Genomic DNA, 24,807 nt, shown 5'->3' with positions numbered 1-24,807 from the left:
ACAAGCGTTAATGAGACTGCACTTTAGTTTCTAATTCTTCCACTTTTTTCGCTGCTTCATTAAGAGTTTCCTCTTGACGGTTGAGTAATTTTAAACTCGTAGCATGACGTATCAAGTAGTAACCCATCAAACAAACGAGCAAAAGTCCAGCAACTATAGCCACACCAAGAGCAGCTAGAAATCTTACAGGAGCACCCTCACCAAAATGGATTAATAGGGTAAATAGGCCTCCAATAAGTGCTAAGCTGGTAAACATAGTGATCAAGCTAGCAACACGATTGACTTTTGTATTACGTACATCACAGCAGGACACAGTTTTAGTTTCCATACCAATGGGTGTAGTTGTATTAATTAACATAAGCCACTCTCCTTAAATGAATTGCATTGTATTAGCAATTTACAGTAACAAGTTTAATTAATAAGCAATAAAAAGATAAACAAATTAAATTCGATAATTGAGAAAAAATGATAAATAATTAATTAACACAACTTCTAAAAGAATTAATTGATTAAAGAAGCAAAATTAATAGTATATTCAGGGATACGGGAAATAACGTATTTATGTCTTTTGAGGTATCTGAGAGGCAGGAAATAAGTACAAGGCTTCCTATGAAGCGACTCGAACAACGAGCAGCTGTAAAACTATTTTTTTATCGCTAAACATAAGGATATTTTTGAAAAAATCTCTATATCCTCTACAAATAACTAGCCGTTTTTGATCTACTAATTTGCTGTGCTATTTTGTAATTCGATTGGGAGAGAGTGCTTACTCATGAAGTAGTCTATAGCCACGTATAACAGTAGCAAACTTGACACCATAGATACGACTAGCAAAACAAGTAACATAGAAGAACAAGGGTTAGTGTAAAAAAGAATCAGCAGGGCTATCTGCACAACAAATAGTGCCACCCCAGATAAACCAGCAACTATATGAGCAACATGAACAAGCTTAGACTTGTTTACACTTATAGATGTGGGTTGTACTTGACTCTCAACATTGTTATTTAAATTAATTGTCATAGGCCATTTTGATTGTTAAAGATTAAAAGAATTTTTATTAATGATTATAAAAAGCAATTGACCCTATTTATTCAATAGGGTCAACGGAGCTTATATTATTAATTTAAAGGGCAGTAAATACACATTCACAGCCTTTTATTTCGTAATTATCGATGTAAATTAATCAAGTTCTGGATCGTTGACGTCTTCATCATCATTACCATCTTGATTTTCTACGTTCCCTTCGTTGTTGTTCTCAGGAGCATTCACAGGCTCATTCTGGTCTGCGTTTCCTTCGTTGTTAACACCATCTTGGTTTTCAGGAGCATTCACAGGGTCTCCTTCTTCAACATCTTCAAATACATCGTCACCTAAATCAACATTATTGATTTCATCTAATTGATTTTGAAGATTTGTTACCTGAGTTCGTAGTTGAGTTGTCTCCAAAATATTTGCTGTCAACTGCGCATCAAGTCTGCGATTTTCTTCTGTTAGAGCTGCATTCTGAGTTTGTAACTCTTGAATTCTTCGTTCATCGTCTAATCGTGCTTCAACTAAACGCCCTATTTGAGCTTGAAGATCTGCAACTTGACCTTGTGCAGCTGTTAATTCTTGGGCTCTAGCCTCAAGCTGAGTTTGAAGTTCTTGATTTTGGTTTCGAAGATCAGCTAGCTCTTGATTTCTTTGATTAATTTGTTGGCGAAGATCTACAACATCAAGATTCAATCTGTCACTGGTATCACGACTCTGTGCTATTTCTTCTCCTAATTGCCGATTCCTCTCTGTTAGATTTGCATTCTGAGCTCGGAGATTTTCTATCTCCTGATTTTTCTCAGTAATCTGAGCTTGAAGATCTGCAACTTGACCTTGTGCAGCTGTTAATTCCTGAGCTCTTGCCTCAAGCTGTGCCTGAAGATCTTGATTTTGAGCTTGGAGATTTTCTATCTCTTGATTTTTCTCTGTAATCTGAGCTTCCAATTCTTCGATTCTATTGCGTAGATTTGTTACTTCCTCACCTGTATCACCACGAGATTCAAGCTCTGTAATGCGAGCGTTTAGATCGGTTATCTCTTGCTCTTTCTCAGACACTTGCCCCTGTAAAGTTGCTATCTGTTCTGCTAAACGTTGTGATTCCTGTCCTGCTAATTCAGTATTAGCTGTTACAGTTAATTCAAGCTCGCGAACTTGACCTTGTGCTTGAGTTAATTGTGCTTGAAGTTCGGTAATTCTAGCTTCTAGACGTTGTTCTTCTTCGCTACCCGGGCCTCTTGCAACTTGAAGCTCTTCAATTCTAGCTTGTAGTTGTTGTTGCTCTTGGGTTAGCTCGGTAATCCGTGCTTGGAGTTCTTCAATTCTAGATTGCAAACCAGTTATTTCTTGATTAGAACTCTCTTGCAATGCTCTGAGCTGTGCTTCTAGCTCACGATTTCTTTCTGTGAGTATAACGACGTCTGCTTGTGAAGCTTCTAATTCTGCCTGTAAATTCTGAACTTTCTGTTCTAGTTGAACTACTTTTTCTGTAGATCCAGCAAGTTGTGCCGTCTTCTCAAGAAGCTCTCCTTGAATTTTTGCAAGTTCTCCAACTACTTCCGGATGACCTTCTTCCAATAATTTGAGAGTAGAGGTGTTTTGTTCTTTTAATAGTCTAACTTCAGCCTCTAAAGATGCTTTCTCTTGTCGTGCAGTCTCTAAATCACCTGTCATAGCCATCAACTGTCCTGATAGGACGGTATTGCGATCTTGCTCTTCCATTAATAGGACCGCATTACGTGTAAGTTTAGCTTTTAGCTCCGTAACTTCTTTTTGTAGGCGTGTGTTTTCTTCAACGAGTTTCGCATCGCCAGGAACCTGTCGGCATCTTGAAACTAGTTGGTACATAGCCATAGATAGAAGAATAACGCTAGCAAATAGCGCAACTCCAACAATGGCAGCAAGAGTTGTTGATGTAGGTAAGGCAAAGAAAACTAAAGCTCCTACTAAGGCTCCGATAAGTATTAAGCCTGCTAATAAGGTAATAGCAGCAGCAATTCGTTGATATTTACTTGCTTGTATGCTACAGAGTGATTGTTTTTGTGTTATAGGTGTAAGTGTCGTATTAGGATTGGTGTTCACTGGGTTAGTTGTCATAAACCGCTCACTTTAAATAAAATAAACTTAGAACATTGAAACGGTCGTAATGTTTTAAATGCAAGAACTTTATGCGAAATGACAAGTAAAAGGTTTAGTTTAAGAATTGGACGGAAATAAGCTAAAGACAAAAGCTTATGGATGTTTGCCTATTTTAACTTGCGAACCTAAAATACGCGATCTTTTTATATGCCTACACAAGGGAAACATCTTGTATCTTCAAAAAACTTCTCTAGAGATGTTGAGAATATATTTTTATTACGTAGGAATAAGAAATTAAAGATCCCCAAGAGAAGGGGATCTTTAATCAAGATGTGGAAAGTTATTGTTTATCTTCAAATTGCTTTAACTTATCTTCGGCAACTTTAAGAGCTAAATCTTTAGCTTGCATCTCTAGAGAGACTTTTAAAAGAGCACTTTGAGCTTCGGTTAATCTATTTTTATAATCTTCTAATCGAACGTGAGATTCTTCTAATTGATTGCGGAGGTCCTGAGCAACTTGTTGCGCTTCTTGTTGTTCTGCTAGCGATCTTTTTTCAATAGTATTAGGACTCAAATTTTCCTCATGAGCTCTAAGCGCTTCTGTAAGCTCTATGATTTTTGTTTCTAACTCAATTATACGTTCACGAGATTCTTCCAGCTCCTCACGCAACGAAAATAGCTTAGCCTCTCTAGTATCATAAATTTCTTGCTCTAGTTGATAAAGAGCTGTGGAATCAATCGGAGCATTTGGAGGAAAATTAAAATCACGAACCCTTGACTCAAGCTCCGCATCACCATCACAATATTGTTGTAATCTTAATGCTCTCATGCTTTCCACTCTATTTCTTCTTGGTGCAGAGTTATTTGAACGAGACAGTAGATTACTTTCCAATTCAAAAATCCTTTGGTAATTAATTCTTCTTTCTGAATCTTCGCTAAGTTGATCAACTTGCCGCTCTAATCGAGATCCCCTACAGAGATCTTCCAATCTTCTGATTCTTTGATGGGCCATCTGCACACGTTCTTTAGTGTCTCTATTTATTTCTATTCTCAGCCTTTGTCTTGCTTGCTCCAGCTTAGCTATACTATCCAATCTTCTAGGATCTGATCTCAAATTCATTAATCTTTCATTTGTGTATACCTGAACGGTTCTCTCTAATTCTCTATTTCGGCGTTCCAGTTTCGCAATAGTTGCATCATTCTCATGCACTTCCCGATTCAATATCTGAATTTGTTCTCGCAAATCAAGGGTAGTAACTCCAGCTTCAGTTTCTAATTGCTGGATTTGTATTTCTAGCTCTCGAATCGTAGATTTACTTTCTTCTAGTTCCGACTCTACTGTTTTTCTTTTACTTATCTGATGAGTTATCTGCTCTCTAGCAACTCTCTGAGCACGAGTTTTCTCATTCGCACAGAGAATCATTTGTTGCTCTAGTTGAGAAACCTTTGCTTGTTTCTCCTCATTTTCCTTTTGTAATTCAGCGATTTTATCCCCTAATTCCCTTCGTAAATCTTGATAGGCCCTATTTCGATCTCCGCCCTCATCTGAAGATAGCGGACGCTCTCTTTGCAAATCATGGATGGTATTCTCAAGAGTAGAGCATGCGGTCTTAAGTCCGGCTATTTCCTTTTCGTATTCACAACGTTTATCTTTGAAAGCTTGAACGCGTGAATCTCTCTCACTAGCTGCTTCTGCAAGCTCTCGTTCTAATCCTTGGATTTTTGCAATCATCTCAGACTGACTCTGTCTTAACTGCGCGTTCTCTTCTTCATGCCGTTGTCTTTCTTGTCGAATTGTCTCTTCAATAGTAGAGATTTCTTCTTTCTTAAATTTTAATTTACTTCTTAATTTATTGATCTTCTCTTCAGCATTTCTACACGCCTTATTAAGTTGCTCTATTTTAGATTCATACTCAGCAACATTCTCAGAAGAAGATTGTGATTCTCTGGATGCAGATATCTCTAGTTGCACAAGTTTAGCTTCTAAATTCAAGCATTTGATACGCAGTTCATCCCTTTCACCTTCCAATTGCACTCGCAGTTGTTCAAATCTCCTAGCAACTTTACCGTTATTTTTCTCTTCTTGATCCAAAGATTTTTGTACTAATTTAAGCTCTTCGTAGACTCGTGATTTCAGTTCTTCTAATTTTTGTATCTCCTCATCTTTCATTGCCAACTGTCTTTGTAATTCGGTAGACGTTGAGGATAATTGATCAGAGCCGAGCGCTGCCGCTGTTTCCAATTCGGTCATGCGATTTTGTAGCTGTGTACGTTCTTGTTCTAGTGTCTCCAAAGCACTCTCTAAATCAGATGTGCGACTTCTAGATTGAGATTCAGCATCAGAAATTGCTTGTTCTAAATCTCGAATTCTTGATTCAAAAGCATGACGCTCATTTTCTATTGCTGAGGTACGCTCCTGCTCTTCAAACCCGCGAATTCTAATATCGTCCTCCTGATCTCTTGCCGCCCCAGATTCTAATTCTAAAATTCTTGCCGACATGCGCTGGCGTTCTACTTCCATCTCTTCGATCTGTTGATTCTTTGAACGTAGCTCTCCTTGAATTTCATCAAATGTCCGAGTATTTTCTAAATCTACCTCTGAAACAACCTCTTCAACTTGTTCTCTATCTTGTGCTAGCCTTTGATCCGATGGAGAAGACACGCCAATAGCATGTTTTCTATTCACTAGGTAATAGGAGCTCATCATAATGGAAAATATTGCAGCTAAAACACATAGGGATAAAACCACACTATGAATTACTCCTAATTCAACACTGAAAAAAATTAGTGCAGTTATGCCGGCAACAAGAACCAATAAGGATAAAAATATAGAAAATACATTAATCGCCAAGCAAACCTTGGATGAATTGGTCTTAATCAAACATTGATTTATTCCTTCTGGAGTTGGCGTTAAACACGCAGGGATACATCTCATAATTATCTCACAAACAATAACGACGATTTAAAAACTAAGATCTTCTAATTTTGCTATTTTTAGATCTCTTATTCAGATAAAGAAGACTTTTAAAAGTTCTTCGTAATTAAAATTAAATAGGCGCGAAATAGGACAGGCTTCACAACAAAATGTGAAGCCTATTTAGAACATAGTGATAATTGTCTATATACTCGATGATCGGTTACGTGTTCTTGGGGTCAGTTGTAAATTTATAGTTTCTAACAAAGCAATGCGTTCTTCTTGCTGTCGGATACGAACTAAAGCACTGGGAAGAGAAGTTATGGCGTTGTCTAATTCTAAATCCCTATAGCGGTCTAAATCACACTGTAAGGCCGCTACACTTTCTTCTTTTTCTCTTACTAAAGCCTCTAGCTCATGAATTTGATCAAGATCTACATCATGTTGTTGACTTAGAGAACTCTGCAAATCAGAAATCAGCTGCTCTTTCTCCTGTAGCTCTTGATTAAATTGCTCTTGATTTTGTGATAGAGTTTGTCGGAGCGTTCTCAATTCATCGGCATGCGATACCATTTGTTCAGCAATCTCATTTTCTAAAAATTGCAGACGTTCTCGGACAGATTTTTCCTTGGACTCCATTTTTTTTTGGTGGGTATTCTCAAGTTGATTACGTAGAGATGTTTGCCTTACTATTTCTGAGTAACATTCTTTGTCCTTCTCTTCTAAAAGCTCGGCATGCTCTTTTCTTAGTCCCTGAATTACACTTTCTAAGTGTACTATACGCTCGTTTCTTTCTTGCAGAAGCCTTTGTTGCTCCTGAGATAGCGAATCTCCTTGGGGTTGCTCTAATCTTTCTTGAGTCTCTAACTGTCGAGAACGCAAAGCAATCAATTCTTCCTGTACTCTGGCTAGCTGTGCTGTTAATTCAACAACCCTGGCCTGTTCTACTAAAACTCTCTTAGAGACAACCTGCTCATAAGCAGCTCCCTGACAACAAAAGTATGTTCCAATCGCAATAAGTATCAGTCCAGAAATAATTGTAAAACCTAGGAGAATAGCGCTTAACAACCCTAAATCTGCACCTAGAAATACACATCCTGCGATGCTAGAAGCAATAATTAAAATTCCCGACACTATCGCAAGAGCATTGATAGCAGTATGAGAATATGTTCGGTCTACATTTGTAGATACAGCTTGTCCCTCTGATCTAGAAGACAAGTTCGTCTGCATACATTTCATAAAGAAAACCCATAATAAAATAGATAACTTGCATACGCTCGTCGGTGTAAAATATGGATAATGTCAAGCGTTGGAGAAGAATAACTACACTGAAGATCAAAAAATGAAACCCACGAACATCTATAGGTCATAAATCCATTCTTATTCAGTGCATTTGAGTATTCATCATCGAGAATTCATCCCCCTGTGTAGACCTTAAAAAAAACACCATTTAAAAATTGAAATAGCTGTGTTTTGCTAAACTCTGACACGCTCGCTTATGATAAGTACTAATTTCTCCTTAATTATTTGTTTAAATTGTAAAACATGAAACTATCGCTCACTAGAATGCGGAGGATTTTCAAATGCATCTATAAATTCATCATCATCAGCTGTTACTATGTTGTGAACTACATCTTCCTCTAATGTCATATCAAGAATATCTAGGCTCGTCGTATTCAGGTCTCTATGCGTTCCTGTATTTCTCTGTGAGATCTCTACAATTTGCGCCCTCAGGTTATGAATCTCGTTACTTTGTACAGCAATCCAATCTCTTAAACTAGAAACTTCTCTTTGCTGATTCCCTATCGCATCTTCAAAATACTGAGATAGGATAGTATCAACTTGCTCCCTAGTATACTGATCGGGGTTCCCCAGAAACTGTCTTAAAAGACCTTCACTATCAGAGCACGCTATGCGACTCTGATAATATTGAGGCCCTAAACGGGTCTCTATATCTTCAAACATCTTATGATAGAGGCCTAGTGTGAGCTTGAGTCTACGATTTTCCTCTTGAAGACCTTGATCTTGACTTAATTCATGTGTTGATAATGTTTGCCTGACATGCGTGCCAAATTCACCGCCCACTTCTAAAAATGGAGCGTTATCAAGAACGCCTTTACTTTTACTCACTTCTTCCAGACGTATTTGTAAAGCCCGTATAGTTCCCTGATTTGCTTCATGTGTTTTCTGTAGTTCTCGTATTGAACTTTGCAATTCACTTTCCATTTTAGAGAGCTCTTCAAGGTCTCTATTACGCAAAGTTAGTTGGTTTTCTAAAGCACAAATACGTTCTTGAGAGTTTTCCTCTCTTTCTCTTAATAAAGTATTCACCTGCTCATAAGCAGAGGCTACCTTCTGAAAATCTAAAAGATCATGCATGGCACTAATTTGCTCAAGAATCCCCTCATGGGCATATGCAGATTCAACATATTCCAAGCACTTTTCTCTTAATGTAGTAAAACACTCTTGAGATCTCTGACTTATACTTGTAAGATCTTCTACATTTGCATACTGATCTGCAAATCTCTGATAATCTGCATTAGCATTATCGTACGCTTCTCTAGCAGTACGCAGACGAGTAATTGACCGCTCTCTTTGACTTATAAGATCTTGATACGCAGTATGTGCTTGATCATATTCCGAAAGCACATCTTGAAGATGCTGCTCTACTCTCTCTCTATTTTCATAAGGTGTTGAAGATATTTGAGAGGTTTCCGAATCATGAACATAAGAACGTGGAGTATTTTCCGAGATATGTGGGGATCGAGGTATTAAAGCACAGCAAGTGAAACATCTAAAACTCGCACTGAAAAGCAAAACCCCAATTGCTACAGATACACCAATAATTATGGTGGAGTATAACAGACCTAACTGTGATCCAAAAAGCACTATTGTAGCTATAGCTCCAGCAACAATCAACAAACTCGCTATTATTGATACAATAGTAGCGATTAAACGAACTCGAGAATCAAGAAAATTACAACAACGATCATCAGAGTTCTCCAATTTCAAATAGAAACAAGGAGAAGCACACTTCATAAGAAAATCAATCCAAATTATAAACGGCTGAAATATAGTATTTTCTATTCTGTTTTATTTCAAGATCTTATTAAGAAGTGTATATTTAATTATTAGATTAATTTAACCTAAACCATTTAAAATCAAAAAAAAAGAAAAAATAGAAACTATCAAAAAAATTACTCGAAGGGAAAAAATTCCTACTTTGGATCGATACACACAAATATAAGCTAAGCAAAAAAAAGATCCTTAGAGATACTTTGTGAGCAATTATCTCTTTTAGATTTAAGAGATCTCTCTACTCCTCCTATGCTTCTTTTATTTTCAGCATTTGTCATTAAGACTATCTTTTGATTAGAATTATCTTCTTTATGATTTATAAGAATCCGCTATCTATACCATGCACCGCATAGACGCTTTTTCCTAAATTCAGGCAAGCGCAGTTAAACACGACATCTCAGAAGCTTTATTTATATCAATAACCTTGAACCAAGATTTGTAGAAACGCAGGTCTATTCCTAACATGCGCGTATCAAACAGCATTTAGTGATTAATTAATTTTTTAGACTGAGATGCACTCTATGACAAATATTCTTCCTAATGGTTTCCCTATTTACTCGATAAATGTCATTCCTCAAAAATCTTTAAAACAAACTCTACAAGCATACGCAGAAAGAATTCATATTCATGTTCTCTACACGTTTATAAAAACTAACTTATTGAAGAACTCAAAAAACACTAATACCCAAGAACCTTGCAAAACTCTTTTTATTTCGATCCTAGCAGCAATTGTTAGCGCTATTCTCTTACTGTTTCTCTATCCTGTAAAACTCGCCATTCTAGCAATCAGCTTATGTTTAAAAGATCCTGAAATAACTACATTATCTCCTTTAAAAACCTTCGTACGCAAAATTCAGGATATAACGAATCAACAACTCTACATTGATTCCAATAATCTCAGCGTCATTCCAGAATCTTCTCCTTTCCTACAATCCTTCTTAGTTCCAGAAACTGATCCCTGGGAATTATACAATCTAGAAAATGAGATATACTCATTATGCTCTACTCTACCCGAACCATGGAAAAAAATACTTAATTATGCCTATGCCAAACGCCTTAAGAATCAGGACGCTTCTTCCAAACAAGAAATGTCATATGAGGGATCGCTATACCACACAGTCTTGCAGAAACTAACAACAGCATTGCAAGACCCGACCATCGTCAAAGAGAAAAAACAACAACTTCTACACTATATCGGAACCTACGCAAACGCCTGCCCCCCTACTTGGATCGAAGTCATATTCAGAGAATTATCTGCCATCTACAACAAACAAGACACGAGCATTAACTACGTACTACTTTGCGTACAGATGTTCAAAGAAAACCTTTTGCAATCCATTGCTAATCGAGCTTCTGAAGAGTGGCATCACATATCAAGTTTCAAGCATTATCACGGACGTTCTTTAGGTTTAAATATGGATTCTCTGGTGCGTATTCAATTCACCGGTTACTTAATCCTAAAAAAACAAGCTCTCTATAATCGTGTTTATAAACGATTTCTTTCTAACTACAGAGCTTCTGTAAAGAACCTCATCGAATATATTCGTTATCAAATCTCTGATTCTTCTCAGGAACTGAAGAATTCCCTGTCAGGATATTTATGTGAAACTATGAGAAAATTAGAGGTTCCAGAAAATGAAATCACTTCGGTCCTATCTTCTTTGTTTTATGATGAACAATTTCAATTAAATACTAGGGGGGTTGCCTTTATTCTCCTCCAGCAAGGAATTTTAACTACCGAGGCACAAACAACCATCGAAAAAATAACACGAAGAATTCAAGTTTTTTTTCTTTAAACACTTAATAAGTTTGTAAAGAAGTTTTTATAATCTATGCAAAAAACCTGTGGGTAAAAGCTTTTAATAGCAACTATATGAAAATAAAAAAGTTGCAAATAATCCTGTGTTCTTTTAAACTCCTTTAGCCTTTTTTTTAAAAGGTACGAAAACGACCCTTTTAGGGAGAATTTTTGGCATATTTTTCATTTAGGTAAATTTTTATGTCGTTAGAACACAATAATTTTCGTGCTGCTTTTGCACCCCCACCACCTGCTTCTGCACTACACGAAACTTCTTTTATAAAAACTGCAAATCAAAAAATTTCTTTTAGATCCATATTCAACGCATTAAGCACTAAACTTGGGTCCTGTCTTTCTTTAAATCCAGAATTTCGTTCCGGTGCGGGATGGATTTTTACCTTTGTTTTATCCGCCATTATCACAGTTCTCCTCTGCATTCTTCTTCTTCCGATAAAGTTAATCCTACTAGGATTAAGCTGCTGCCCTTGCGTCTCTAGACCTTCCGTAAGAGGAGAAGAAATCCGTGTAATACCTCAATCGCCTCCTCAAACACCTCCGCCAAGTAGACGGGGATCCGATTCCGGTATTTCTGTAGGATTAGATTCAAGCAGATTTGCTCCAGAATCTTTCGTACCCATTCCTCCAGCACGTCGTCCCTCTGTAGACCAAGTCAGCATATCCAGCCAACCCTCAATTCAATCGATTGGAGTATCTCCTCAAGAAATTACACTTAGAGAGTATCTTCAAGTAAACTTTCCTGAAAGAGACTTATCCGCTATTACTCTAGAAAATTTAGGTGCTACTTTCCTACAAGCTGAGGATCTACCTCAGGGAGTAGATATACTTGATCTTCCCGCCTCAATGTTTTTCGCAGAAGAGGCTCCGCCTCCGGTTAGATCCCCTCAACCCTCAATCCCATCTCAGCCGGCTTCCATTCTCTCTCTACCAGGAGATCAAGAAGTTCCTCAACAACGAGACGAATCAAGTCAGCCGGCATCCCTAATGGTTGATACATCTGCAGCTGCCGTTTCTACTGAACAAGAAGTCGATCAAAACTTAACTACTCGAGATTTTTTAAGTAGGGTTTATCCAAATGCGGATCATAGAATGCTTATTCAAAGCGCTCGTGTGAATATACGCCTTCAAGGGATTACTGTGGGAGAAAGCGATGAAGATATCCTCAATCTTCCTGCTCTTCTTGCTTTCCCTGATTTAGTTGCTGGACAACCTGCACGACCCACATCGTTAGATCTATCCGACGAGCCAAGAGCTCTTTCTCCGCAACAAGAAATCGCACCTCCCCCTCCTACTGCAGAAGAATTAATGTCTCCAAATGATCCTAGATATATATTCCTACAAAATAACTTCCCCGAACTATCTCCTGAATACTACAACCAACATATCAACCTACTCGCTTCGTTAGCTGGAATAGAGGTAGAAAATTTTGACCTACTTCAGTTACCTCTAGAGATGTTTGTTCCACCGCCTCCTCCCGAACCCGATTATGAACCTATTTCTATAGAAGAATCCCGAGAAAGATTCGGAGATGTTTCTCCGGAAGAATACGCAAGAACAAATAATGAGTTTATCCGCAATATTATAGAAAATTCACCAAGACGTTGGACTTTCTTAAATAGATTACGAAACAACATCAATAAGGCAACTCGAAGTTTAACCTTACGTAGAGAATGGTTCACAATGTTAGATGTAATATCTAACAAAACCAATCCAGAGGTTGAGGATCAGGAAGTACAAGATCTTGCTCGTGGATGTCTGTTCAAAATTAACTCTATCTTGAGGAATACCAACATCTCTCGAGAGAGAAAAGAAGAGCTCTTAAAATACATAGCTTCTTATCACAACGATTCTCCAGCTATGTGGTTAGCGGCAATGCAACAAGAATTAGCACTACAAAACAGCCTTGATCCAGAGACAATTACTGCAACTGAAGATTCTCTAGGTGCGGGTGCAGCTGGAGGAGGGATATCGCCTAGTCAAATTCTGCCTCCACTTAATCCTCAAGCAACCGCTCAAGAGGTAGAGGGCTATATACAACTATTAAGAAACAACTTATCTCGTCCTGTATTCATCAATATGGATAATATCCACCTGGCTCCTGCCAACGATGAATATTTAGAATCGTTGATGAGAGATGTTCCTGATAACTGGGGACCCATCCGTGTTCCATTGGAAAATCGTATTGCAGAAATCACACCGAATAGAACTACACGCAACCGATGGGAAGAAATCCTACGACGTTTATCAAATGCAGGATCCGATTCTGTATCTTCTGCAGAAGCGCAAGCTCTTGCACGAGCAACTATGTTCCAGCTTCTTAAACTCCTAAATAACCCGGCCATACCAAATGATAGAAAATTATCGATTGTCAATAACGTGTCCTCCTATGCAAATAGATGTCCTCCTACATGGGTGAGGGTTGCAGGTCAAGAATTGCAAACACTGTTCAATTCTAATGATGCTTCACGAAATATTCTATTTACTTGGTTACAAGTCTTCAAAGAACACCTTCTCTCAGAGATCTTTAGAGGCCAAGCGGAATGGCATATGATGACAGCCTTTAAGCAAAACTATGGACCTGAGTTAGGTTTGGATAATGCAGGTATCATTTTAGATACATTCACATTAATGTTAGCAGGAAGAGATTATACAAATCAGCATCAAAACTATCTTCGAATATTCGAAAACAGATACAGAGATAGCGGTAATGCCATTGTAGATTCTGCTCTAGAACAAGCTCTTGGAGGATCTGAAGATCAAATTCAATCTTTAAGAGATATTGTCCTGGCTGACTTAGCATCTGCAGGCATTCCTGAAGAACACCGTGCGGACATTATGATGGAAGTCTTCTTCCCTGAAGAAAACGACTATAAACCATCTAGAGAGGTAATTACCTACCTACTCTTAAAAGAAGGAGTTATTGACACTCAAAACTATAACTCATAAACCTTTAACCACTCGCATATCTCCTACTGATGCTAGGGCGCCATAATACCTAATTATGTCGCCCTAGTCTTTTGTCTTAAACACAAAATGAGGCGCATGCACGTTTCAGAAAAATATGATCTTGATATGATGTTTCTATACGTTTTCCATATAGAATTAAAATCTACAATAATTCCATCCCCTTCTGGAATCCTCTCCCCGCTAAGAACGACACTAACTTTTAAAGTTTATAATTAAAGTTAATATAAAAACTATATTACAATAACTAGATAAAAAAAACTTATGAATTAGAATCAAACTGTTATAATGATAAAATATCACCATAATAAATTGATTTAACCCTTAGAGAGCACTAACAATGAGCGTCTCCCTTAATCCAAATAATTCTCACCTACCGCCATCCCCTGATTCCTCAACTTCCTCGTGTTGTAAACGCATTACTACTCTCATAAAACAGATTAACTGCTGCTGCCTGTTCTCCAAACTTTTTCGAGAAATAGGTTCTACTTTAGGGTTGCAACATCCAAAATCTTGTTTAGACCATCTACTTGTCGCTCTAGTATACCTCGTTTCCGTTCTTATTTCTCTTGTGCTTTACGTTCTACTCCTTCCCATCAAACTACTCACACTAGTAATTTCTTGTCCCTATCAAAGGAAAACAGACACAGTCTCTCTTCTTCCAGAAACTCAAAAAGTCTTCAAACCTTTAACAGAAACCCAACAAGCATTTGTTGAAGAGATAAAAAGAGAGGTGCTCGAAAAAGTATCTGGAGAATTTGAAATCAATATGTCACAAGACGTCTTACGTCTAGCCCCCCTACCTTCACCATTTTTAAACTCATTAGCAACGACATCCTACTCAAAGAAGTTATGCGATTATAAAAAACTCACAAGACTAATTAACAATCTAAATTGCTGGGATTCTGGTTGGGGAATTATTATGAATTATCTTACTCCCTTATTAAAAGAAGACCCGTCTCATCCTGATGCTCAAGCATTTCCCATCATGATGCATCATCTAACTCTAGCTCTGGAAGATCCTAGAATTTCTCAAGAAAATAAAAGCAAAGCTCTTAAAGAAATCTCCTCCTATGCACATACATGTAAACCCACTTGGGCAGAGACCACTTTCAGATCTATCAACAATCTTTACAATACACGAAACTCAGGAAGAGACCAGATACTATTATGGTTACAAATGTTTAAAGAACATTTACTCTCTCAACAACAACTTGTTGCTCATGAAGAAGAATGGCATCAAATCAACGGTTTAAAACATCTGTACGGTGAAGAACTCGGCTTGATCACCGATCATTTGAATGAGAATCTCTCAGCTCTTACCCTACGTCAGACCTCAACTCTTCCTCAAAATGTAGCAAAATACACAGAGCTGAAGAATAGCTTTTTACAAGCTTACAGAAGATCTCACGTTGACTTGATACAATATATCCATAACGCATTCCTAACATCAGAAGCTGAAATACAATCACGCGTTTATAATTTCCTACTTCAAGAAGTCGCTGATATTATCAATCTTCCCGAAACAGGAGCGCATATCGATTTAGTAGTAGATTGCTTCTATGATGATAATTATGAACTCAAACCAGAAGGAATTATCTACCTCCTTTATATTATGGATATTATAGCTCAAAAAACAGACGCTTAGAAAATCTTAAAACTGTCAAAAAAAAGGCGTTATGTAGGATACACAACGCCTTTTTAATCCTCGAATGTGTTCAATACTTCTTAGAAAATCAAACGCATACCACCATTCAAATCATAAGATACCGTATGCTCCCTCCACTCATAGGTAAATCCTAAGAACGTAGAGAAGTAGGAATTCCATTCTGTATCATTACTAAATTGCGCTTTCATAGATTTTCTAGAAAGATCAGAGCCAACTCCCTCCCAAGAATAAGAAGCTGCAGGCAAATTGATAAGAACAGCAGGAGCCTGACGATAGACATCCAGAGCATAAGAAAAACTTAAACTATTCACTTCAGAACGCTGTCCTCGAGAGTAACTATGCTCCAAAGTGATACCAAAAGGAATCGCTATATTCTGTAAATGTCCTTCTGCAAATGTTCTTACTTCACTACCAATCTCTGTAAATGTAGGAAGATCAACGTAAACATATTCAGCTTCTACAAAAGGTACGACTGCAGAAACAATCGATGAAATAAATCTACGTGAATTCACGATATGACGATAATCCACATGGGCATCTGCTAAAATTCCTCTACTATTCCAGGATCCTTTAGATCTACCTATGTTCGGAGTGGGATAGGTTGTATTCAAATCATTATGAATATCGCTATAGATAAACATCCCTTTGAATAACCAAGAACCCGCAAAGATACCTACATATCCAGAACCCAAATAACCACTTTGATCACTGCGTGATGAATATGACTGGCTGTCTGTATAACCAAAGAACTGGGCGAAGCTTCCTCCTATTAAGAAATCTTCTATTAGCTGCGTATCCAAACCTAAAGCATAGCCACCTGCACGGTGAGTAAAGCCATCTATTTTAGCAATTGTTGCACAATTGGAGAATGTTCCCATTCCAGATCCCCAAATATTCGTTGAGAAATCCAATTCCATTCTTTGGGCAGTAATATTATGAGCCAATTGCTGTTGTTTCAAAGCTCGCAAATCTCCGTATTGTCCCCATAAAGTATTCAATACGATAGACCCATCCTTCTCAGGATTTAATTTATAGCTAGTTGGTTTCCAGTTGATCATTAACTTACCATTAACAATCTGAGGATCGGACCATTTGCCCATATGTCCATAAGTATCTTCGGTAATTGTGGGTACAGAAACTTTAACCTGTAGCTCTTCCAAAGAACGATCCAAATCAGGAACATCCGAAACCGCAGAAGCACTTCTAAACGAAAGCAAAGTGATATCTGCTTCTTTGTTTAATAAAGCATGATTTTCATAACCAATACCCGCAGAATCTAAGAGATTTAAGTCTAAAGATCCTGAACCAATTGTCGTTCCCTTAGGAACGATAATTTGTGGAGGTTGAGGAATTATTTCATCGTCACCAGCAACGAAAGAAGCTAAATCTACACCAATAACACTAATATCTGCCAAAGTCTTCTCATCAGAACTTCTACCAGAATCATAAGTACTATAGTAAGATTTTGCAGAGGGACTTTCTGGTTTTTCTATAGGCTTAGCATTAGGATCAAAAATACGTAATACAGTTCCTGCTGAGAGTAAGATCTCACTACCTCTTTCTTGCTTCAAACCACATAACCACAGCTGAGCCTTATCAGACAAAATAAGAGTTCCGGACTCTAATAAAGCTACTTGAGGAATTTTAGATGTTGCGTAAGCAAAGCGGATATTTCCAGAATGAGATACTTCTGAATCATCTTTGGATTTAGAGTTAAGTATCAGTGTTGGATTATTTAAAATATCCTCATGATATACTGAGCTCTTTCTTAATGTTAGATCTTCGAAAACAATAGCGTCTGAGAAATTAACAGTATTTTCTCCTGCAGCAGATATCTCAACTAATTTCGATTCTTTACCGGCAAAATAAAGCCCATTAGAAATATCTTCGGAATTTCTATTTCCTTGGAAAACAATATCCCCTCCTAAAGCCTCTAAAATTACTGTTCCCTTTTCACTAATACGCACAGCACCGCCCGTAGGAGCATAGTTATTGTAAAAAGCTACGGAACCCGCATTCTTATTAATGATTAAATCTTGAGTATAAATAGCACCACCACCGAACAAATTATGTTCAGGATGTTGAGCAGCAGTCGTACTATTCCCTGAGAAGATTACATCTCCAATATTTTCTGTAATGACGACTTTAGTATTATCACTCACTACCTTAGAAGCAAAACGCTCTTGATACTCGGGTGTTAAAGAACCTGTTAAAATCGCACCACCAAAACATCCCGAAGAATTTCCCGAGAAAAGGACCTTACTTTCATTTTCACGAATTATTACAGAAGTTTTGGCAAAAACAGCACCGCCACCACTATGATGCCCTGCAGTATTAACTTGTCCTTCTTCAAGATTATCTACATAGGGATCCCCGAAGACCAGGTTATCTTTAAATTCTACCTTACCAAGGTTTCTAGAAATTAAAACATCACCCGCAGCACTAGCAATCGCTCCACCAGCAGTCACGGTTCTGTTACCAATGAACGATACTGAAGATTCGTTATTTTTAATGCTTAGGGTATCTCCTAAAGCACAAACAGCGCCTCCGAGGAATTTTGAATAGTTGCGGATAAATTGTACTTTCCCGTTATCAGAGATAGTTACTACTTTAGATAAGATAGCGCCCCCACTACTATTCTCACCAGAGACATAGTTATTAGCGAATGCAAGTTCTATGTTATTTTGCAAACCAACTTTATCTATTCCAAATAGAGCACCACCACCTAAAGGATGTTCTTTTTGCGTTTTACTATCCCTAATCTCCATGCAGTTATCTGAGAAAGATAAAACACCAGAATTGCCTTCAATCTCTATATGCTTAGCAAAAATAGCGCCGCCTCCACGGATTCCCAAATCTACGGGCAAAGATTCTGAGGAGGTACTTGAAGCATCTTCTTCTTCAGAAGTTGTAGAAACTGTAGGGAGAGGAAGAATTTTTCCTTTATTGTAAGAGAAAGCAATGGCTCCAGCGTTATCTGTAATTCTAACATTCTCATTAGCGAAAATAGCACCACCACCAAGACATGTGCTATCGGATTCACATTGACCTGCGACATTCTTAGAAAACGTAATATCCCCAATGTTTCCTGAGATTAAAATATTCGATCCATACAGAGCTCCGCCACCAAGATAGCTATGCGTTTCTTGAGATTCCAATAAATTCTCATTGGACTCAAAACTTATAGCTCCGGAATTATCTATGATCTTAATATCTCCTGATCCAGATAGAGGCTCTTCAGAATTCGTATGAGGTTGCTCAGGAAGCAAACAATGGATAGCACCTCCACCGAACTTAGAAGTATTCCCTTCAAAAGTAATATTTCCAAAATTCTGTCCGATCTCTACCTGATTTTGAGAACTAATCGCTCCACCTGTAATTTCAGCAGAGTTTTCCTTGAACCAAGAATTTCCAACATTCTCTACTATCCTTACATTTCTAGATAAAAGAGCTCCCCCAGAGGATTTAGAAGTATTTTTGAAACAATGGATTCCTCCGTTGTTTAAGAAACTAATCCTCTCCCCAGAAGCTAAAGCTCCCCCACCTAAAAATGTAGAAACTTCAGGAGAAACTAAAGCATGATTATCTAGGAACTCTATGGATCCTATATTGCCAACAAAATCAATTGATTTGAGAGAAGATACTGCACCTCCAGATAGGGCCTGATTACCCACGTAGTGCACATCTCCACGATTTACAGAACAAACAAAATTTCCACAAGCTATGGCCCCACCGTTCGCCTTATCTGCATGGTTACCATCTATCAAAAGACTTCCAGAATTATCTAAGAAAATAATTTCTCCGCTGAGGAATCTAGATTTATGAGATTCACCGTGTACCTTATGAGCATTAAAAGCTCCCCCACCTTTGGAAAAATCTGTAATCTCTCCAGAATATACAAGGTCTAAATCTGTCTTACAGCCAACTACAGTAACATTATGACAACCATTCACAGCAATACTGCGGCCTGAGACAGCACCACCACCCATTTGAGATTCACAACCATCAAAAAGGAGTCTTTCTTTAAGATGTTCGAAAACAACATCTTCATCAGAGTATACTGCAGCTCCCGCACCTATGGATCTTAAATTAGAAAAAGATAATCCTGATTTAGGTCCAGTTCCCACAAGAGCAATACCTAAAAATCCAGGAGTAGTTTCATCCGCAGAATAACCTGACAGGTTTCTGTAACAAAAGGCCAAGCCTTGCTTAGGATCATCTATAATATATTTTCGATTTGCTTCAGATCCTTCATTTTCAACAGTAGAAATACTTTCGGAACTTTTAGATAATCCTGTATCTACATTCTTCCACGATAAAGACTCTAAAGTCTCAAATAAAGTACTTGCATCTACTAAATGCTGTCTGAGACCTGCTTCTGCACCTAAGATTTTAGTAACACATGAGGAAGCATTATTTATAACCGAAGTTTCTACATGTGTTTCTGGTTCTTTATTTTCATTCTTAGGCTCTTGCGCATCTGCAGACTTCTCTTTTTTAAAAATACCCGCAGAAGTTGTTTCTAATTGTGTTTTTAAAGGAGGATTATTGAAAAATGCCTCTGAAACTGGTTCATAACCATATAATCTGTGATTATTAGCGATCATCCCAGTGGAAACTAATATTGCTAAAACTACGGAATGGGAAAATGTAGATTTTGGAAATCTTGATACCTTTTTTGCGACCATCGTAAACCTAATTCAGAGATGTTTCAGTATTCGTTTTCAAAAGGTTTATCACTATCAACACGATCCCGTCAATAGAGAAAGATGGTAAATAGATAAACTTAAAGACTAAGATAGGCTAGATAAAATCTGTTCACAAACGCGTGCGCGAGCTAAATCTATAGATCCAGAAATTCCATTAAATAAAGATTTCCCACAAGCTTTCCCGTGACACTTTATCACAAGTTTGGAAAGCCCACACACCATTGAGCCGGGATAAATCGTATAATCTAACTGTCGTTTGACATCAGACTCTAATTTATCTCCTAAAATATGACGTAGAAAATCGAAAACACCTTCTGCAGTTTTTAAGAAGATGTTTCCTGTGAATCCATCAGAAACAACAACATCGACACTACCACTAAAGACATCTCCACTTTCAATATTACCTAAAAAAGCATCCTGAAAGGTTTCTCTAAGAATACGAAATGTTTGTCGATGCGCTTCCGTCCCCTTACGCTCTTCAGAACCAATGTTCAATAAACCTACAGTAGGACATTCTGTCTTTCCAAGACATTGTCTATAGGCCAAACCCATACGAGCAAAACCCAACATCTCTTCGGGATTTACAGAAACATTAGCACCAACATCCAATATGACCGCACAACCGCGCATGGTGGGGACGCGAACAAGTAAAGCTGGGCGACGAACGGTAGGGAATACAGGAATTTTAGCTCGAGATAAGGTAATCAATGCCGCAGTATTTCCCGTAGAGATAAATGCGTCTATCTTACCTTCTTTAAGATAATCTAAACCGAGAGCCATAGATGAAGATTTTTTACGAATAGCGGATAGAGGTGAATCATCCATAGTGATAAAGCATTCTGAAGCAATTATCTCAGGATATTCCTTATGCGTATAATTATTGAGTATCTGCTGCTTCACCTCATCAGAAGCAAAAGCAGTAAAAGAAATGTGCGAGTTCGAAGCTCGAGAATTGAGTACATCGATTAGCACTTCCCAGATAATGAGAGGAGAGTGGTCTCCTCCCATCAGATCTATGCCAATTTGCACGTTCATAACACAAATATATTGTTATTTCTTTTCTACAGTCATAACGGCTTTCCCGTTATAAAAACCACAAGAAGTACAAATCGTATGAGGAATAAAAGCTTGCTTGCAGTTGTTGCAGACAGCCGCATGACGAGCTTTTTTCGCATCATGACTTCTTCGGATATTTTTTCGCGCATTGCTATGCCGATTGCGTGGTACTGCCATATCTCTCACCTTTTATAAATTGTCGAAAGGGGTTTCCCCTTTGATTCTTTTTCTATCTTCTAAAAATTGTACGATATTTACTCTTTCAGGACAGCCATCTTTCTTACATTCTTGAAAATGATCGCTCTCCAAGAGAAGTTCTTGTCTAATTAAATCTTTACAATCAAATACACCTGATTTGACATCTTCATGACAAATTAGATGTGAAATTTCTATTGAATCTACAGAGTATAAAAAATTTTTATCACAAACACAACAACGCAATCCTAATTGTGTGGATACACTTAAGGATAAAATCCATTGCTCATTGTCTATTTTCTCTAAACTTCCCGAGACTTCGATGGGATTAGAGAAAAGCTCCTCTTCACCCGACTCACGAATATTCTCTGGATTTAAAGAATATTTTATTATCTCTTTTTCCCCAGGAAACTTTAGTCGGCAAATATATAATTTTAAATCATCAATGTTTCCCATAAGAAAATCTCAAAGCTATATTTAAAGTTGCTGTGAGTTTGAAGACAAGAGTTTACCAAACAAGATAATTATAGAAAACAAAGACATACTTTAAATCTATTGAGACAATAAATAAAACTATCATTTTTAATTTAAAAGAATCAATAAACCATTTCTGTAGAATTTTTTACCTATTTTTTTTATAATTCTTTCCGCAGTCAGTAGACAAATATCTAGGAAGTTTAGGACCGCTTCTACAAACAAACCTATTCCTGAATCATATCCGAGCAATAGCAGGAAAGACGGATTAGGCATCAAGGAAGACCATGGAAAACGACATCTTATTAAATATAGAGTCTAAAGAAATTCGCTACGCTCATCTAAAAAACGGTCAGCTTTTTGATCTCATCATTGAAAGAAAAAAAATTCGTCAACTCAAAGGCAACATCTATCGAGGTCGCGTAACTAATATCTTAAGAAACATTCAATCTGCTTTCATTAATATTGATGAAAGAGAAAATGGCTTCATTCACATTTCAGACGTATTAGAGAATTCTAAAAAGTTTGAACAAATGTTCGACATGGATTTCGATGTTCTCGCCAAAGAAAACAGTGAAAAACCTGAAGCCCCAATCGAAGAGTTATTAAAATTAGATAGTCCCGTATTAGTTCAGGTGGTTAAAGAACCTATAGGGACCAAGGGCGCACGTTTAACCTCAAATATTTCTATTCCTGGACGTTATTTAGTTCTACTGCCCAATTCTCCCCATCGTGGCGTATCTAGAAAAATTGAAGATCCCCACATGAGAGATCAGCTAAAGCAACTTATTCGTTCTTTTGAAATGCCCCAAGATATGGGCTTGATTTGCCGAACAGCCAGCGTACTTGCTTCTACTGATGCATTAATAAATGAAGCTCATGACCTACTTGCAACTTGGAAAAGCATCTTAGAAAAATTCCACTCCACAGATCAACCTTGCCTGCTTTATGAAGAGACTGACATCTTAAAAAAAGCTGTAATCACCTGCATAGATAAGAATTACAAACGCCTACTAATTGATGACTATTCCACCTATCAAAAATGTAAGCGTATGCTCAAGAAATATTCCCCCGACTCTGCCGTAAAGATTGAATACTATCGCGATTCAATTCCTATGTTTGAGAGATTCAATATCGAAAAAGAAATTGATAAAGCAACAAAGCGAAAGATTTGGCTATCCAGTGGTGGTTACCTATTTTTCGATAAAACAGAAGCTATGCATACTATTGATGTGAACTCCGGAAGAAGCACACAATTAGAAAGCGGTGTTGAAGAGACATTGGTTCAAATCAACCTAGAAGCTGCTGAAGAGATTGCTAGACAACTCCGCCTACGCAATGTTGGTGGTTTGGTCATTATCGATTTTATAGATATGAAATCACGTAAAAATCAACGTCGTGTTTTAGAGCGTCTAAAAGAACATATGAAATATGATGCTGCACGCTGCACTATTTTAAGTATGAGCGAATTTGGTCTCGTAGAAATGACCCGTCAAAGAAATCGCGAATCTTTAATGCAGACGCTATTTACAACGTGTCCTTACTGTAGCGGCAATGCAATTATCAAAACTCCGGAAAGTGTCGTCATTGAAATTGAAAGAGATCTCAAAAAAGTGATCAATCATAAAGAACATACTCACCTGTGTTTAGTTGTTCATCCGGAAATTGCTGGTTATATGAAACAGGAAAAAGACGACGATGAACTCATTCGCCTGGCTAAACACTTGAAAGCTAAATTACAAATTAATACTTCAGACTCGCTTCACCTCAATCATTACCAATTCTTCTCATTAGTTACAGGAGAGAGTATTGAGTTATAGGCATGGTTATGCATTTTTCTACATATTTACTACAGGCCTTTGGCAATCAATCCCTGCCCGAGCCTTTGTATCAGAAGTTTCAAATATATCATCAAAACTATCTTGATGCAGCGACAAAGAAATGTTCTTTGGAAAAAGCAGAGGAACTATGTCTACAATGGCTGAAGATTGTCATTGAAGATTTGAAGGATCCTTTTATCTTCCCTCCTTACCATAAGAAAATTCGCTCTCCGATAGATTTATTTAATTTTGGTAAGCAATTTTTCTCAGTCCTTGTAGATGATGAGAATTCCAAAATTCACAATCTTCATCAACTAGATCATATTCAAGAATTTATAGATCGCAAAGATAACGTTATTCTACTCGCAAATCACCAAACAGAATGCGATCCCCAGTTGATGTATTATGCTTTAGGAAAAACCCATCCCAAGTTAGTAGAAAATATGATTTTCGTAGCAGGAGATCGTGTAACTTCCGATCCCCTAGCACGTCCATTCAGTATGGGCTGTGATTTATTATGCATTTATTCAAAACGTCATATTAATAATCCCCCAGAACAAAAGGAAGAGAAGCTACATCATAATCAAAAGAGTATGAAAACATTAAGAACTCTACTTAATGAAGGAGGTAAGTTTATTTACGTAGCTCCTGCAGGAGGTAGAGATAGAAAAACACGTGAAAATCTTCTTTATCCCTCGGAATTTCAACCAGAAAGTATAGAGATGTTTCGTTTATTAACGAAGGCATCGGGAAGACCTGCTCATTTCTATCCATTCGCATTAAAAACTTATGATATTCTCCCGCCCCCACCAACAGTGGAAGATGCTATTGGAGAATATCGAGCTATTTTCTTCGCTCCCCTTTTCTTCAGTTTTGGAGAAGAGATTTTATTAGAACATCTATGCTGCGAAGAGGAACTTTCTCAATGCGATAAACATACTCAACGGGCATTAAGATCAAAAAAAGCATTTTCCATTTTAACACAATTATACGAGGAATTATAA

The 24,807-nt window shown here is 37.5% G+C and carries 15 protein-coding genes; 5 read left to right on the top strand and 10 right to left on the bottom strand.

The window, feature by feature from the left end:
• Nucleotides 1-7: 7 nt before the first annotated feature.
• The 6 genes from O6937_RS02605 to O6937_RS02580 form a co-directional block, all read right to left on the bottom strand.
• Entirely contained in the window at nt 8-358 is a 351-nt protein-coding gene (locus O6937_RS02605; RefSeq protein WP_332390110.1) for a hypothetical protein, read from the bottom strand.
• 365 nt (nt 359-723) lie between these two features.
• Nucleotides 724-1,020: a hypothetical protein gene (locus O6937_RS02600; protein ID WP_332390109.1), complete on the bottom strand. Its 297-nt coding sequence runs from the start codon at nt 1,018-1,020 to the stop codon at nt 724-726.
• Nucleotides 1,021-1,179: 159 nt separating this feature from the next.
• On the bottom strand, nt 1,180-3,126 hold the full coding sequence (locus tag O6937_RS02595; protein WP_332390108.1) for a hypothetical protein: 1,947 nt from the start codon (nt 3,124-3,126) through the stop codon (nt 1,180-1,182).
• Between the two features lie 322 nt (nt 3,127-3,448).
• Entirely contained in the window at nt 3,449-6,043 is a 2,595-nt protein-coding gene (locus tag O6937_RS02590; protein ID WP_332390107.1) for an IncA family protein, read from the bottom strand.
• Between the two features lie 183 nt (nt 6,044-6,226).
• On the bottom strand, nt 6,227-7,252 hold the full coding sequence (locus O6937_RS02585; RefSeq protein WP_332390106.1) for an IncA family protein: 1,026 nt from the start codon (nt 7,250-7,252) through the stop codon (nt 6,227-6,229).
• A 321-nt stretch (nt 7,253-7,573) separates the two neighbouring features.
• Complete coding sequence (locus O6937_RS02580; protein WP_332390105.1) at nt 7,574-9,061, bottom strand: IncA family protein; 1,488 nt, start codon at nt 9,059-9,061, stop codon at nt 7,574-7,576.
• A gap of 560 nt (nt 9,062-9,621) precedes the next feature.
• On the opposite strand from O6937_RS02580, the gene O6937_RS02575 reads away from it, so the two are divergent.
• The 3 genes from O6937_RS02575 (at nt 9,622) to O6937_RS02565 (ending at nt 15,528) form a co-directional block, all read left to right on the top strand.
• The gene (locus O6937_RS02575; RefSeq protein WP_332390104.1) at nt 9,622-10,896 is read left to right on the top strand and encodes a DUF1548 domain-containing protein; all 1,275 of its coding nucleotides are present in this window, start codon (nt 9,622-9,624) and stop codon (nt 10,894-10,896) included.
• Between the two features lie 203 nt (nt 10,897-11,099).
• A complete protein-coding gene (locus tag O6937_RS02570) occupies nt 11,100-13,862 on the top strand; it encodes a DUF1539 domain-containing protein (RefSeq protein WP_332390103.1) in 2,763 nt (920 codons plus the stop codon).
• A 358-nt stretch (nt 13,863-14,220) separates the two neighbouring features.
• A complete protein-coding gene (locus tag O6937_RS02565; RefSeq protein WP_332390102.1) occupies nt 14,221-15,528 on the top strand; it encodes a DUF1548 domain-containing protein in 1,308 nt (435 codons plus the stop codon).
• An 80-nt stretch (nt 15,529-15,608) separates the two neighbouring features.
• Here O6937_RS02565 and O6937_RS02560 read toward each other — a convergent pair whose 3' ends face one another.
• The 4 genes from O6937_RS02560 to O6937_RS02545 form a co-directional block, all read right to left on the bottom strand.
• Nucleotides 15,609-20,237, bottom strand: coding sequence for a polymorphic outer membrane protein middle domain-containing protein (locus O6937_RS02560; RefSeq protein ID WP_332390101.1), 4,629 nt, complete (start codon nt 20,235-20,237; stop codon nt 15,609-15,611).
• A 105-nt stretch (nt 20,238-20,342) separates the two neighbouring features.
• Complete coding sequence (plsX, locus tag O6937_RS02555) at nt 20,343-21,293, bottom strand: phosphate acyltransferase PlsX (protein WP_332390100.1); 951 nt, start codon at nt 21,291-21,293, stop codon at nt 20,343-20,345.
• A 15-nt stretch (nt 21,294-21,308) separates the two neighbouring features.
• Nucleotides 21,309-21,491 (bottom strand): 50S ribosomal protein L32, encoded by a 183-nt coding sequence (gene rpmF, locus O6937_RS02550; protein ID WP_332390099.1) that lies wholly within the window; start codon nt 21,489-21,491, stop codon nt 21,309-21,311.
• Between the two features lie 12 nt (nt 21,492-21,503).
• Nucleotides 21,504-21,965: a hypothetical protein gene (locus O6937_RS02545; protein ID WP_332390098.1), complete on the bottom strand. Its 462-nt coding sequence runs from the start codon at nt 21,963-21,965 to the stop codon at nt 21,504-21,506.
• 305 nt (nt 21,966-22,270) lie between these two features.
• On the opposite strand from O6937_RS02545, the gene O6937_RS02540 reads away from it, so the two are divergent.
• Together O6937_RS02540 and O6937_RS02535 are read left to right on the top strand one after the other, a co-directional pair.
• On the top strand, nt 22,271-23,803 hold the full coding sequence (locus tag O6937_RS02540) for an Rne/Rng family ribonuclease (RefSeq protein WP_332390097.1): 1,533 nt from the start codon (nt 22,271-22,273) through the stop codon (nt 23,801-23,803).
• An 8-nt stretch (nt 23,804-23,811) separates the two neighbouring features.
• Complete coding sequence (locus O6937_RS02535) at nt 23,812-24,807, top strand: 1-acyl-sn-glycerol-3-phosphate acyltransferase (RefSeq protein WP_332390096.1); 996 nt, start codon at nt 23,812-23,814, stop codon at nt 24,805-24,807.

Source organism: Chlamydia sp. 04-14 (genome assembly GCF_036632095.1).
Classification (GTDB): domain Bacteria; phylum Chlamydiota; class Chlamydiia; order Chlamydiales; family Chlamydiaceae; genus Chlamydia.
The sequence above is the reverse complement of the archived record's forward strand: the minus strand, read 5'-3'. Positions and strand labels throughout refer to the sequence as shown.

Bases quoted from the DNA above. Each gene is read 5' to 3' on its own strand.
- O6937_RS02600 (WP_332390109.1), bottom strand. From the start codon at position 1,020: ATGACAATTAATTTAAATAACAATGTTGAGAGTCAAGTACAACCCACA.
- O6937_RS02590 (WP_332390107.1), bottom strand. From the start codon at position 6,043: ATGAGATGTATCCCTGCGTGTTTAACGCCAACTCCAGAAGGAATAAAT.
- O6937_RS02595 (WP_332390108.1), bottom strand. From the start codon at position 3,126: ATGACAACTAACCCAGTGAACACCAATCCTAATACGACACTTACACCT.
- O6937_RS02570 (WP_332390103.1), top strand. From the start codon at position 11,100: ATGTCGTTAGAACACAATAATTTTCGTGCTGCTTTTGCACCCCCACCA.
- O6937_RS02540 (WP_332390097.1), top strand. From the start codon at position 22,271: ATGGAAAACGACATCTTATTAAATATAGAGTCTAAAGAAATTCGCTAC.
- O6937_RS02605 (WP_332390110.1), bottom strand. From the start codon at position 358: ATGTTAATTAATACAACTACACCCATTGGTATGGAAACTAAAACTGTG.
- O6937_RS02580 (WP_332390105.1), bottom strand. From the start codon at position 9,061: ATGAAGTGTGCTTCTCCTTGTTTCTATTTGAAATTGGAGAACTCTGAT.
- O6937_RS02535 (WP_332390096.1), top strand. From the start codon at position 23,812: ATGCATTTTTCTACATATTTACTACAGGCCTTTGGCAATCAATCCCTG.
- O6937_RS02565 (WP_332390102.1), top strand. From the start codon at position 14,221: ATGAGCGTCTCCCTTAATCCAAATAATTCTCACCTACCGCCATCCCCT.
- plsX (WP_332390100.1), bottom strand. From the start codon at position 21,293: ATGAACGTGCAAATTGGCATAGATCTGATGGGAGGAGACCACTCTCCT.
- rpmF (WP_332390099.1), bottom strand. From the start codon at position 21,491: ATGGCAGTACCACGCAATCGGCATAGCAATGCGCGAAAAAATATCCGA.
- O6937_RS02575 (WP_332390104.1), top strand. From the start codon at position 9,622: ATGACAAATATTCTTCCTAATGGTTTCCCTATTTACTCGATAAATGTC.
- O6937_RS02585 (WP_332390106.1), bottom strand. From the start codon at position 7,252: ATGCAGACGAACTTGTCTTCTAGATCAGAGGGACAAGCTGTATCTACA.
- O6937_RS02545 (WP_332390098.1), bottom strand. From the start codon at position 21,965: ATGGGAAACATTGATGATTTAAAATTATATATTTGCCGACTAAAGTTT.
- O6937_RS02560 (WP_332390101.1), bottom strand. From the start codon at position 20,237: ATGGTCGCAAAAAAGGTATCAAGATTTCCAAAATCTACATTTTCCCAT.